General features: G+C 72.7%; 10 protein-coding genes and 1 pseudogene. 4 read left to right on the top strand and 7 right to left on the bottom strand.

Annotated elements, in window-relative coordinates; all coding sequences use genetic code 11:
* Positions 1–181: 181 nt before the first annotated feature.
* A pseudogene (locus ACFWJO_RS27870) lies at positions 182–1,375 on the bottom strand (RNA-guided endonuclease InsQ/TnpB family protein).
* A gap of 152 nt (positions 1,376–1,527) precedes the next feature.
* On the opposite strand from ACFWJO_RS27870, the gene ACFWJO_RS27865 reads away from it, so the two are divergent.
* A complete protein-coding gene (locus ACFWJO_RS27865) occupies positions 1,528–2,079 on the top strand; it encodes a YciI family protein (protein WP_386869425.1) in 552 nt (183 codons plus the stop codon).
* Positions 2,080–2,163: 84 nt separating this feature from the next.
* On the opposite strand, the gene ACFWJO_RS27860 is transcribed toward ACFWJO_RS27865, so the two are convergent.
* The 6 genes from ACFWJO_RS27860 to ACFWJO_RS27835 all read right to left on the bottom strand — a co-directional run bounded on the left by ACFWJO_RS27860 (position 2,164) and on the right by ACFWJO_RS27835 (position 9,453).
* Entirely contained in the window at positions 2,164–3,393 is a 1,230-nt protein-coding gene (locus ACFWJO_RS27860; RefSeq protein WP_386869423.1) for a hypothetical protein, read from the bottom strand.
* Positions 3,394–3,867: 474 nt separating this feature from the next.
* Complete coding sequence (locus tag ACFWJO_RS27855; RefSeq protein WP_386869421.1) at positions 3,868–5,019, bottom strand: diguanylate cyclase domain-containing protein; 1,152 nt, start codon at positions 5,017–5,019, stop codon at positions 3,868–3,870.
* Between the two features lie 166 nt (positions 5,020–5,185).
* Positions 5,186–5,998, bottom strand: a complete 813-nt coding sequence (locus ACFWJO_RS27850) for an enoyl-CoA hydratase/isomerase family protein (RefSeq protein WP_386869419.1) — start codon at positions 5,996–5,998, stop codon at positions 5,186–5,188.
* 59 nt (positions 5,999–6,057) lie between these two features.
* Positions 6,058–6,924 carry a hypothetical protein gene (locus ACFWJO_RS27845; protein WP_386869417.1) on the bottom strand — a complete coding sequence of 289 codons (867 nt, stop codon included), beginning with the start codon at positions 6,922–6,924 and terminating at the stop codon, positions 6,058–6,060.
* 235 nt (positions 6,925–7,159) lie between these two features.
* Positions 7,160–8,317: an adenylate/guanylate cyclase domain-containing protein gene (locus ACFWJO_RS27840; protein WP_384411875.1), complete on the bottom strand. Its 1,158-nt coding sequence runs from the start codon at positions 8,315–8,317 to the stop codon at positions 7,160–7,162.
* Between the two features lie 284 nt (positions 8,318–8,601).
* The gene (locus ACFWJO_RS27835; protein ID WP_386869415.1) at positions 8,602–9,453 is read right to left on the bottom strand and encodes a biotin--[acetyl-CoA-carboxylase] ligase; all 852 of its coding nucleotides are present in this window, start codon (positions 9,451–9,453) and stop codon (positions 8,602–8,604) included.
* 134 nt (positions 9,454–9,587) lie between these two features.
* Between ACFWJO_RS27835 and ACFWJO_RS27830 the strand changes: the two genes are divergently transcribed.
* From ACFWJO_RS27830 to ACFWJO_RS27820, 3 genes are all read left to right on the top strand, one after another.
* Positions 9,588–11,192: an acyl-CoA carboxylase subunit beta gene (locus tag ACFWJO_RS27830; protein WP_386869413.1), complete on the top strand. Its 1,605-nt coding sequence runs from the start codon at positions 9,588–9,590 to the stop codon at positions 11,190–11,192.
* A 17-nt stretch (positions 11,193–11,209) separates the two neighbouring features.
* On the top strand, positions 11,210–11,422 hold the full coding sequence (locus ACFWJO_RS27825) for an acyl-CoA carboxylase subunit epsilon (RefSeq protein WP_384411881.1): 213 nt from the start codon (positions 11,210–11,212) through the stop codon (positions 11,420–11,422).
* 204 nt (positions 11,423–11,626) lie between these two features.
* Positions 11,627–12,166, top strand: coding sequence for a hypothetical protein (locus ACFWJO_RS27820; protein ID WP_386869411.1), 540 nt, complete (start codon positions 11,627–11,629; stop codon positions 12,164–12,166).
* Position 12,167: the final 1 nt, after the last annotated feature.

The following is a 12,167-nucleotide window of genomic DNA, read 5'->3' as shown; positions in this document are numbered from 1 at the left end:
GCATCACGCGGAGAGTACTGCATTCGTCTGCGCCGCGCAGATTTATTCGGCGCGCGAAGCGGTGACGTCCGTGATCTACGTAGGCCAACACCAGGTGGCTTGAAACCGGTCGACTCGCGAGTGCCCGCTCGCGCATCCTCTCGGCGTGACTACTCCTCCTCGCAAACGAGGGGGCTTCTCGCTAAGCCGGTTGGGCTTGGCGACGGGCCAGCCCGGCCCGCAAGACGTTGGAAGCCCCTGCAACGTCGGCGTGCGCGGTGTGGCCGCACGCGACGCAGTGGAACTTCTCCTGGGTGGGCCGGTTCTCCTTCGCGACATGCCCGCATTCAGGGCAGGTGCGGCAGGTGTTGCGGGGGTCCACAGCGATCACGACTCGTCCGGCACCTTCCGCCTTGGCGGCCAGGATCGCGAGGAACACCCCCCATCCGGAATCGGCGATGCTTCGGTTGAGCCCAGCCTTCGCTGCCGCTCCGTTGGGGGCGTAGGTGCCGTCCCCGTTCGGTCGCGGGACGGGGGCCTTGCTCATGTTGCGGATCTTGAGGTCTTCGTGCGCGATGACGTCGTTTGTCCGTACGAGGCCAAGCGCGGTCTTGTGCGCGTGGTCAAGGCGCTGGCGCCGTACCTTGCGGTGCAGGGCGGCGACCCGTTCCACCGCCCTACGGCGCCGCTTGGAGTGGCGCTTGCAGCGGGCGACGACCTGCTGTGCGGCCTGAAGTTTCTACGCGGCGTTGCGGCCGTGGCGCGGGTTGTCGACGTGCACACCGTCGGAGGTGGTCAGGAACGAAGCGATACCCATGTCGATGCCGACCGCAGCCCCGGGTTCGGGGAGTGGTTCGGGCTGCGTCTGGTCGGCGGTGAGGATCACGTACCAGCGGCGGCCTCCCCGCTTGACGCTGACGGTCTTGACCTTCCCGGCCACCGGCCGGTGCTGTTTGACCTTGACATGCCCGACCCCCTGAAGACGTACCCGCGTCTGCGGATCGTGCGGGGTGGAGTCCCAGCGGCAGCCGTCCCCGTCCTTGGGGAAGTCCACCGTGTCGAATCGGAGCACACTGCGGAACCGGGGGTATCCGGGCGTCTCGCCGGCCTTGATCCGGCGGAAGAACGCTTGGAACGCCTTGTCCAGACGCCGCAACGTGGCCTGCTGGGACGAGAACGACCAGCGGCCTTGCCGCTCGGGGTCGAAACCCCGGATCTCTTTGAGCTGGGCGGACTACTGCCCGTACCGGACCGTCGTCTTCGACGCGTGCCGGTACGCGGCCCGCCGTTCCTCCAGAGCACCGTTGTAGAGGGAGGCGTGATCCCTCAGCATCGCGCCCCACGCCTGCTCCTGACGCACGGTCGGATACAGGCGGAACTTGTAGGCACGGATCAACGGAATCACCCCCTCAGATCATTGTGATCACCATAGTGCGGGCCACTGACAACGGCGGTCCGCCCAGCGGCGAATCGCCGCTCCTTGCCCTGCTCCGCAGGAGCTTCGTTTCCTCCCGGCCTGAAGGCGGGGGCACCCACGAAGGAGACAGGATGGAATTCCTCGTCCATCACCGCGACCGGCCCGGCTCCCTGCCGCTGCGCCGGGAAACGCTGGAAGCGCACTGGTCGTACATGGACCGGTTCGAGAAGGAGATGATCGCCCGCGGGCCGGCCTTCGACGTCGACGACACCGAGAAGCTCGTGGGCAGTGTGCACGTCGTCGACCTGCCCGGTCCCGCCGCGGCGCGGGAGTTCGCCTTCGGCGAGCCGGCCTACCAGGCCGGGGCGATACGGGACGTGCTCATCCGCCGGTGGCGCAACGCGCTCGGGCGCACGATGTGGGACTTCCCCGGGGGCCGGACCGGAGGCGACCGCTTCCTGGTGCTCGGCCTCGGCCAGGGCGAGCCGGTCGACCTGGAGGTGCCGGAGGACCGGGACGAGCTGATCGCGTACGGCCCGCTGCTCTCCGACGACGGCTCCGCCTGGCTGGGTACGGCGGCGCTGGTCCGCGCGCCGGACGCGGAGTCGGCGCGTGCGCTGCTGACGGTGGAGCGGTACGCGGTTGTCGAGGTGTACGCCTGGGAGTTCGGCGGACGCCGGTAGCGGCCTCGGACAAGCGCCGCAGACGACGGACGCGCCCCGCGGCCGGTCCGCCGGCCGTGGGGCGCGTGCGCGTTCGGCCGCCCGTCAGGACGGGTTCAGCTTGATCGCGAAGCCGTTGAAGATGGACCAGACGTCGACCCAGGCGAGGCCGGTGCTGCACTCCTTCGCGGCGTTGCAGCCGTAGCCGTAGCTCACGATTCCGTTGAGCTGCCGCGAGTTCGGGTCGTTGATGTAGATCACCGGGCCGCCGCTGTCGCCGCCGCGGCCGACGATGCCGCCGTAGTGCGGGACGCCGTAACTGCCCCATACGGTGGTTCCGTTGACGTTCCAGCTGGAGTTGCCGGCGTACACCGTGCGGATGTTGCAGACCACCTTGGAGTTGTAGCCGAGCTGGCAGGTGAAGTCGCCGACGGCGACGTTGCGGACGCCGTTCAGGTAGCGGCTGTAGCCCGCCGCGTCGACGCCGTCCCAGGTGTAGCGGTAGGTGGGGGCCTCGATGAAGGCGGAGTCGAGGTCCGGCCGCTTGTACTTGACCTGGCCGATGTAGTTGCCGCCGGCCGCCCACACGTTGTCGTTCACGTTGTAGCAGTGGCCGGCGGTGACCAGCCACTTGCGGCCGTCCCAGGTGCTGATGGCGGGGATTCCGCTGGTGCACCACGAGCGGTCGCCGTTGGCCGGGCCGAGCGCGGCTCCCGCGTAGAAGGGCGAGGTGTCGTTCCACCGGCTCAGCGGCGCCGACGGCGGCGCCTGCCGCACCTGTACGGGAGTGGCCCCGGCGGCCCTGCGCTGCCCGGCCACGGCCGGGGAGGCGAACCAGTCGCGGGCCGCGCCCGGCCTGTCGACCGCGAGCTCGATGGTGCCGCCGTCGACCGAGGTGCCCGCCAGGGAGACGGTGAAGGGCAGGTCCTTGCGGGAAGTGAGGGCGGAGATCTCCGCCTTGAGGTCCTTGCGGGACTTCTTGGCGGGCAGGACGCGGAGCAGCCGGGTGTCCGCGTTCGGTACGGCGCGGTGGGCGGCCGCCAGGAAGCGTGCGCCCTGGTCCGGGTCGGTCAGATAGACGTTCACGGAGCGGTAGTCGGAGGCCATCTCGACCTGGGTGTAGATGTCGGCCATGGGGCCCTGACCGGCCTGGGCGGCGGCGTCGGCCGCCAGCCTCAGCGGTTCGAGGACCTCGGCCTGCCGCTCCGGGGACATGGCCGCGACCCGGTCGGCGGACAGTGGTTCGGACGGCTCCGCGTGGGCGGAGACCGCCGCTAAGGGCAGCAGAGCGAGCGCTCCCAGGAATGCCAGGGAACGTCTGAACCGGCTCTTCATGAAACCCCCCTGATCAACCGTCACCTGCCCCGCGGTCGCGGGGTCTCGGTGTCCGGGGATGCTAGGGAGGGGCTTTCGGGACCGACAAGGGCGCACGCGGCGGCCTCCGGGACCGCCCCCGCCGCCGAGCAGGGCCCGCCACGAGCCGGAACGTCACGCCATGGCGGCCCCCGCCCCTCCCCGCGCACGTCCCGGCGCACGGGCCCGGCCCTGGTACGACCCCGGTACGGCCCTGGTACGGCCCTGGTGCGGCTCTGGTACGGCCGAAGGTGGCGGCCCTCGCCCCGCGCGCCGCCACCCGCCCCGCGCACGAGGGCGCATGCCCGCCCGACGCGCGCTGTGCGCGTACGAGTCCGGGGGCGGGGGTGGAAGCGAGGGCGCACTTCGGCACCGGCACGGGCGCCGAAGTGCGCCGGGGCCGGAGGGGCATCCCCCTCCCCGCCCCGGCACTTCAGGGCCGGATCGCGGCGCTCGCTAGTGAGTGTCGGAGCCCGCTCCGCCCGGCGGGCCCTCGGCCGGCGGGGCGTCGCGGAAGCGGCGGCGGTCGCGGGCGCCGGGCGGGGCGTCGGCCAGGCGGATGACGGTGCCGTCGCGGCCCGCGACCACGGGCTTCGCCGAGCGGGCGGCCTTGGCCTGGTACTGGGCCGCGTCGGCGAGGCGGAAGAGGCGGCGGGCCGACTTCAGCGGGCCGATCGGGTCGCCGGTCGAGGCGACCCCGCACGCGACGCCCTCGCCCAGCTCCAGCTCCGCCGCCCGTACGCACAGCTCCTCGGCGACCGCCACCACCTCGTCCGCCGTCGGCCCGACCGTCAGCAGGCAGAACTCGTCGCCGCCGAGCCGGGCCGCCAGTGCGCCCGGAAGCATCGCGCCGCACCGTGACAGCACGGAGCCGAACCGTTCCAGCAGCCGGTCGCCGACCGCGTGACCGTGCGTGTCGTTGACCCGCTTGAGCCCGTTGAGGTCGCAGACCAGCAGGCTCACCACCGACCCGTCCACCCGGTAGCGCTCGATCGCCTGGTCGAGCCGGGTGTCGACGGCCCGGCGGTTGGCGAGGCCCGTCAGCGGATCCGTGAAGGCCAGCTTCCGGACCTCCTCCAGGCGTTCCGCCTGGGCGATCCCCGCCGCCACGACGGCCGCGAGCACGGTCGCGAAGTCGGAGTCGTCGCGGTCGAACGGCACCGCCCCGGCCGGCCGTGCCACGTACAGCTCGCCCCAGGCGCGCCCGTGCAGCACGATCGGCGCGACCACGCAGCAGCCGCGCCCGCGCCGCCGCAGGCCGGTGACCCGGCCGGTCGGTACGCGGTCGTCGGCGGTCTCCACCCAGGCGTCGGGCTCGCCGCCGCCCGCCCACTGCTCGTGCAGGAACTCCGTGATCTCCGGGAACTGGTGCACCGGATACGTCTCCGCGTCGGGGAACTCCTCCTCCCCCACCGCACGCTCCCCCGCGTTCACCAGGACCTTGAGCCGGCCGTGGTCCCGCTCCCAGACGGAGAGCGCGGCGAAGCTGCCGCCGAGCGCGTCACGGGCGCCCAGCGCGGCGGCCCGCCAGAACTCGCGCGGAGTGTGCGCCGCCGCCATCGCCTGAGCCAGCGCCACCACGGCCCGCAGCCGCACGTCCTCTCCCATTCCTCCAGCTTAGGGAGGTTTGATCCGTTTTCCCTTCTGAGACGTCACAGAAAGTGACATTTAGTGCAAATCGGGACCAACGACCTGCGGGACGGAAGGGCTCGGCGGACGGAGGGGCTGCGGCTACCCGGGGGCTACGGCTGCCGGGGCGCGGCGGGCGGCGGGCTCACTCGCCCGGCCACTCCGGGCGACGCTTCTCGTTGAACGCCGCCACGCCCTCCGCCCGGTCCCCGGAGAAGGCCACCGAGCGCCACGCCGCGTCCTCGACCTCCAGGCCCGCCCGCAGGTCGAGCCCCTGACCCAGGCGCATGGCCTTCTTGGCCGCGCGCAGGCCGACCGGCGAGTTCGCCGCGATCCGCCCGGCGAGCTCCAGGGCGGCGGTACGGGCGTCCTCCTCCAGGAGGTCGAGGAGGCCCAGCTCGCGCGCCTCGGCCGCCTCGACCCGGCGCGCGGTGAAGACCAGCTCGGCGGCGCGGGCGGCGCCCACCCGGCGCGGCAGGAGCTGCGTGCCGCCGCCGCCGGGGATCACGCCCACCGACACCTCGGGCAGCCCGACCACGGTGGTCGCGTCGCCGACGATCACGTCACAGGAGAGCGCGAGCTCGTAACCGCCGCCGAGGGCGAAGCCGTGCACGGCGGCCACGGTCGGCATCGGCAGCTCCAGGACACCGGTGTACGCGGCGCGGGCGACGGGCCGCTGGCGGACCAGCTCGGCGTCGGTGAAGGAGTTGCGCTCCTTGAGGTCGGCGCCGACGCAGAAGGCGCGGTCGTTGGAGGAGGTGAGCACGGTGACGCGGACGGCGGGGTCGGCGGCGAGCGCGGCGCAGGCGGCGCCGATGGAGCGGGCCATCTCGGAGGAGACGGCGTTCATCGCCTTGGGCCGGTCGAGGACGAGCTCGGCGACATGGCCGCGCCCGTCCTTCCGCACGGCGACGAACTCACCAAAACGCTGCTCGGACTGCTCGGACTGCTCGGACATCCTCAGGCCCCTCCGGTCGCGCCTGTTAACGGGTGTTAACGGCTGTTCACCGGGAGATCCTAGCCAGCACAGGCCAGTTTCGGTCCCGGCTGCATGTTTCCGGTGTAGAGGGCCTGGCCGTCCGCCATCCAGTAGCCGAGCTTCGACACCACTGTGGAGCACTCGGGCCCCACGGACACCTGGACCGTCACCGTCTCCGGGCGGCCGGGCTGGAGCGCGGTGAGGGCGCAGTCGAGTGCGTGCGGGAGGCGGGTCGTCGCCGGATACCGGCCGACCAGCGGATTGACGCAGCGGACGTCGGCCGAGGAGATCCGTACGCCGGAGCCCTCCTCGCCGATCAGACCGAACCGGGCGCTGCCGTCGCCGTCTTCACTGTCCCGGCGGACGGTGTAGGTCACGGTGGTCGTGGTGCCCCGGCGCAGCGTCGCACGGTCCACGGTGACGGCGTGGGTGGGCCGCGCCCGGGGGGCGGTCAGCGTGAGGGAGGCGCGGACGGTGCCCCGGAGGTCGACGCCCGCGGGCTCGGACCGGATGCGGACGGAGGCGGTGACGTCGTACGTGCCCGGGCCGGGGTACTCGGCGGGGCCGGGCAGGGTGCCGGCGAGCGTGCTCCCGGCGTGCCGGGCCGTCCAGGTGCCGGTGCTGCGGCAGCTGTACGTGGTGCGCGAGCCGGCGCGCCCGCAGGAGGCCGGCGCCGAGACGGTGAGGCGCAGGCCGCCGCTGTCCGCGCACAGACCGACCTCTGCGTACGCGCCGTCCGCGCCGTGCAGGGTTCCGGCGGGCGCGCAGAGCGTCGCCGGCTCCGCGGCCGCCGGAGGCGGCGGCTCGGCGGACGGCCGTCCCCAGACCGGGGCGACCAGCGCGAGGAGCGGCAGTACCACCGCCCCGGCCAGTACCTTCAGGGTGGTGGTCGGACGGATGGTCACCGTGTCTCTCCCCGGCGGTCCTGACCGGCCCCGTGCCGGTCGCCTTCCCCGAGGATGGAGGCACGCTCCGCCCCTGTGCCGGATCCCGCACCGGATGTCACCCCAGGGCGCCAACCGCCGGCCAGGAGCATTGACGGAATCTCCGGCTCAGGACGCCAGGGCCTGACCGGCGGGTCGGGTCAGGTCCTAGGGGGTGTTTCGTCGATCAGGCCCGGCATGATCGGCGAGACACCCTCTAGGTCGGACGGCGGCTCAGCAGCCAGGGCTCCACGACACCCAGTCCTCGCACCGGGCGCTGCCACATCGGCTGGAGCGCGAAGCGGTACGCGGGCGGACGCTCGCCCTCCTTCTCGGCGCGGGCCAGCTCCTCCGCCGCCCTGGTCTCGGAGACGGGCGCGTCACCGGTCCTGGTGAGCTCCTCGGCGAGGGCGCTGTCGACCAGGACGGCGTCCTTCGGCGCTATCGACGTGAGCCGGCTGGCCAGGTTCACGGTGGTGCCGAAGACGTCGCCCATCCGGGTCGTCACCGTGCCGAAGGCGAGGCCCACCCGCAGCGCGGGCATCGTCTCGTCGTGGCCGAGGGTCTCGATCAGCCGCAGCCCGATCTCGGCGGCCGTACCGGCGTCGTCGGCCGCGTACAGCACCTCGTCGCCGAGCGTCTTGATCAGCCGGCCGCCGTGCGCGGCGACCAGGTCGGCGCAGGTGGTCTCGAAGGCCTCGACGAGCTCGCCGAGCTCCTCCTCCTCCAGGCGCCGGGTGAGCCGGGTGAAGCCGACGAGGTCGGCGAAGCCGACGGCGAGCCGCCGGTCGACCATCTCCTCGTCGTCCGCGGCCTGCACGACCCGGCCGGTGGCGGCGGCGAGCTGGCGCCGCCACACGTAGATCAGGAACTCCTCCAGCTCGGGCAGGAGCAGCTCGACCAGCGGGTACGTGACCTCCGTACGGGTCATGCCGGGCTCGGGCGGCTCGGTGAGGCCCTCCAGGAAGGAGTCGATCTGCCACTCGGCGAGCCGGGCCGTGGTCTGGCCGGTGGAACGGGCGACCTGCACGGCCATCGGCTCGCTGAGCAGCCCGGCCTCGACGAGACCTGCGAGGCGGCGCAGTGCGAGCACGTCGGCCTCGGTGAGGGCCTTGGCCTGGCCGATGTCGGCGAAGCCCATGGCGCGCCAGAACCGGGAGGCGAGCTCCATGGAGACGCCGGCGGTGCGGGCGGCCTGGAAGGGCGTGTAGCGGCGGTCGGCGCCGAGGATGAGCTGTTCGAGGCGGATCGCCAGCGGGTCGTCGGTCGGCTCGGCCGTGTGGTCGACGACATGGTGGGGCGTGGGGTAGGCCGAGGGTTCGGCTGGTCCAGCTGGTTCGGCCGCGCCGCCGTTGTTCGCGTCGTCGACGGTCACCGGCCGCCTCCTGCCCGTTCCCTGCCCACTGTCCTGCCGTTCTGTCGCGTGGATGACGCGTCACGCGTCGCGCTCCACGAATCGCGCTCCACGATACGACAGGTGTGTGCTGGCTCACGCCCGAACCGGCCGCGCACCGCCCGCCACGGGCGGGAACGGCCGGTCCGTAAGGGTGAGCCTCCGGCCCCGGCCCGCCCCGGCCGACCGCCCGCCGGCCGCCCCGCGGACCGGCCCGCCGCCCGCCACACCAGCGGCCACCGCCGCCCCACCGACCCGTCCGCCGGTCAGTCCGCCGACCGCAGGTGGACGATGTCGCCCGCCGCGACCGCCTCCGTCCCGCCGCCCTCGGTGGCCACGACGAGACGGCCGTCGCCGTCGACGTCCACCGCGTCGCCCTCCAGCATCCGCTCGCCCGGCAGATCGGCGCGGACGCGGCGGCCGAGGGTGGCGCAGGCGGTCGTGTAGGCCTCCTGGAGGCCGGAGGCGGCCGGGTCGCCGTCGGCCCGCACCCACGCGCCGTACCACTGCTCCAGGGAGCGCAGCACGGCCCGCAGCAGGGTGTCGCGGTCGGTGGAGACGGCACCGGCGAGGAGCAGGGAGCCGGCCGCCGGCACGGGGAGCTCGTCCTGGCGGAGGCTGACGTTGATGCCGAGGCCGACGACGACGCCGTCGGCGCCGGCCCGCTCGGCGAGGATGCCGCCGGTCTTGCGCTCCTCCCCGCCCACGCCGACCAGGAGGTCGTTGGGCCATTTGAGGGACAGCTCGACGCCGGCGGCCTTCGCGAGGCCGGTCGCGGCGGCCACGCCCGTGAGCAGCGGCAGCCATCCCCAGTGGTGCACGGGCACGGAGGGCTTGAACAGGACGGAGACGAAGATGCCGGAGCGGGCGGGTGCGATCCAGCTGCGGTCGAGCCGGCCGCGCCCGGAGGTCTGCTCCTCGGCGACGAGCACCGCGCCTTCGGGGAGTTCGTCGGCGCGGGCGGCGAGGTCGGAGTTGGTGGAGCCGGTGGACTCGACCACGTCGAGCGAGGTCCAGAGGCCGTCGGAGGACACGAGCGCGCGGCGCAGGGCGAGGGCGTTGAGAGGAGGCCGGTCGAGGTCGGACCAGCGTCCCGCTGAGCCTTGGGAGGACGTCATGCAAGCCAGCGTAGGTGTGGCAAACGCCGCACTGCCGAACCGTATCGACGCCGATACGCTACGGGTCAGTAGCAGGGCAGTAGCCCATTCGTAGTCAACGAACCCCCCGTGACCAGGCAGGGAGCCGCATCCCGATGTCCGAGCCGGCAGAGCACAACGAGATCGACATTCACACGACCGCGGGCAAGATCGCGGATCTGCAGCGCCGGATCGGCGAGGCCACGCACGCCGGTTCCGAGCGGGCCGTGGAGAAGCAGCACGCGAAGGGGAAGCTGACCGCACGGGAGCGCATCGCACTCCTGCTCGACGAAGGTTCGTTCGTGGAGCTGGACGAGCTGGCCCGGCACCGCTCGACCAACTTCGGCCTGGAGAAGAACCGCCCGTACGGCGACGGCGTGGTCACCGGCTACGGCACCGTCGACGGCCGCCCGGTCGCCGTCTTCTCGCAGGACTTCACCGTCTTCGGCGGCGCGCTGGGCGAGGTGTACGGCCAGAAGATCGTGAAGATCATGGACTTCGCGCTGAAGACGGGCTGCCCGGTGGTCGGCATCAACGACTCCGGCGGCGCCCGCATCCAGGAGGGCGTCATGGCCCTCGGCGCGTACGGCGAGATCTTCCGCCGCAACACCCACGCCTCCGGCGTCATCCCGCAGATCTCCCTGGTCGTCGGCCCCTGCGCGGGCGGCGCGGTCTACTCGCCCGCCATCACCGACTTCACGGTGATGGTCGACCAGACCTCGCACATGTTCATCACCGGCCCCGACGTCATCAAGACGGTCACCGGCGAGGACGTCGGCTTCGAGGAGCTCGGCGGCGCACGCACCCACAACACCACCTCGGGTGTGGCCCACCACATGTCGGGCGACGAGAAGGACGCGATCGAGTACGTCAAGTCCCTTCTGTCGTACCTGCCTTCGAACAACCTCTCCGAGCCGCCGGCCTTCCCGGAGGTCGCCGACACCGAGGCGACGGACGAGGACCGCGAGCTCGACACGCTGATCCCGGACTCCGCGAACCAGCCGTACGACATGCACACCGTGCTCGAGCACGTCCTCGATGACGGCGAGTTCCTGGAGACCCAGGCCCTGTTCGCGCCGAACATCGTCACCGGCTTCGGCCGCGTCGAGGGCTTCCCGGTCGGCATCGTGGCCAACCAGCCCATGCAGTTCGCCGGTTGCCTCGACATCAACGCCTCCGAGAAGGCCGCGCGCTTCGTCCGCACCTGCGACGCCTTCAACATCCCGGTGCTCACCTTCGTCGACGTGCCGGGCTTCCTGCCGGGCGTGGACCAGGAGTACGGCGGCATCATCCGGCGCGGCGCGAAGCTCATCTACGCGTACGCCGAGGCGACCGTCCCGCTGATCACCGTCATCACGCGCAAGGCCTTCGGCGGCGCGTACGACGTCATGGGCTCCAAGCACCTGGGCGCCGACCTCAACCTGGCCTGGCCGACGGCGCAGATCGCGGTCATGGGCGCGCAGGGCGCCGTCAACATCCTGCACCGTCGCACGCTCGCCGAGGCCGAGGCGAACGGCGAGGACGTCGAGGCGGTGCGCACCCGGCTCATCCAGGAGTACGAGGACACCCTGCTCAACCCGTACATCGCGGCCGAGCGCGGCTACATCGACGGGGTGATCATGCCGTCCGACACCCGCGCGCAGATCGTGAAGGGACTGCGTCAGCTGCGGACGAAGCGGGAATCGCTGCCTCCGAAGAAGCACGGCAACATCCCCCTCTAGGACCTCAAGGAGCCGTTGTGATCAAGGTCGTACGAGGAAACCCGACCCCGGAGGAGCTGGCCGCCGCACTGGCGGTGGTCCAGGCCCGGGCCGCGGCGACGGCGGCGGCAGCCGCCGAGGGCGGCGGCCCGAAGGTACCGGAGGGCTGGTCGGACCCGGCCCGCATCGCCCGCAGCGTCCGGCCCCGGCCGGGCCCGCGCTCCTGGGCGCGGTCCTACTGGCCGGCCTAGGCCGTTTCTTTCGGATCAGGGCCGGGTCCGCGACACCTAGCACCCGACACCCGGACACGTTCGTCCGCCGGAGGCCGGGCCCCTTGTGCGGGGGGTCCGGCCTCCGGCGTGCCCGCGGCCGGTTCGCGCGCGCGTCCGAAATCCGCCTGGAGGAGCCGCAGTTGCCGTCGTACCCTCATACGGCTCGGAGGCAACGGAGGTCACGTGAGGATCACCCTGGAGGTCGCCGGCGCCGGTGAAGCCCTCGACCTGCGGGAGTGGCTGCGCGGCGATCCGGAGCTGCGCGACCGGGTCGGCCGCGCCCCGGTGCAGGCACCGGAGCCCGGCGCGATGGGCGGACTCGGCGAGTTCGTCGCACTGCTCCTGGAGCCGGGCGGCCTCACCGTCACCCTGGCCGCCTCGGTGGTGGCCTGGCTGCAGACGCGCAAGGGCAGCCAGACCGTGACCATCACCAAGCCGGACGGCACGCAGGTCGTCGTCACCTCGGAGGGCGTGCGCGGGCTCACGCCGGAGAGCAGCGGCGAGCTGGCGGAGCGGGTGGCACAGGCGCTGCAGGCACCGACTCCTCCCCCGCCCTCGGTCCAGGCCCCGCCCACGGCAGACGGTGCCACCGGCGACCGGGGCGGTGACGCCGACACCCCCGACAGCACAGACACCCGCGCTGCCGGAACCGGCTCCACCACCACCGCAGCCGACACCGACACCGGCACAGGCGCCGGCGTCGGCACCGGCGAGCGCGTCTGAG

Origin of the sequence: Streptomyces sp. NPDC127092, from assembly GCF_042722475.1 — a bacterium.
Taxonomy (GTDB): Bacteria; Actinomycetota; Actinomycetes; order Streptomycetales; family Streptomycetaceae; genus Streptomyces.
Note: the sequence above shows the minus strand (reverse complement) of the source record. Positions and strands in the feature narration are given on the sequence as shown.

Coding starts and splice junctions, on each gene's coding strand:
- ACFWJO_RS27865 (WP_386869425.1), top strand. CDS start 1,528: ATGGAATTCCTCGTCCATCACCGCGACCGGCCCGGCTCCCTGCCGCTG.
- ACFWJO_RS27835 (WP_386869415.1), bottom strand. CDS start 9,453: ATGACGTCCTCCCAAGGCTCAGCGGGACGCTGGTCCGACCTCGACCGG.
- ACFWJO_RS27830 (WP_386869413.1), top strand. CDS start 9,588: ATGTCCGAGCCGGCAGAGCACAACGAGATCGACATTCACACGACCGCG.
- ACFWJO_RS27855 (WP_386869421.1), bottom strand. CDS start 5,019: ATGGGAGAGGACGTGCGGCTGCGGGCCGTGGTGGCGCTGGCTCAGGCG.
- ACFWJO_RS27860 (WP_386869423.1), bottom strand. CDS start 3,393: ATGAAGAGCCGGTTCAGACGTTCCCTGGCATTCCTGGGAGCGCTCGCT.
- ACFWJO_RS27850 (WP_386869419.1), bottom strand. CDS start 5,998: ATGTCCGAGCAGTCCGAGCAGTCCGAGCAGCGTTTTGGTGAGTTCGTC.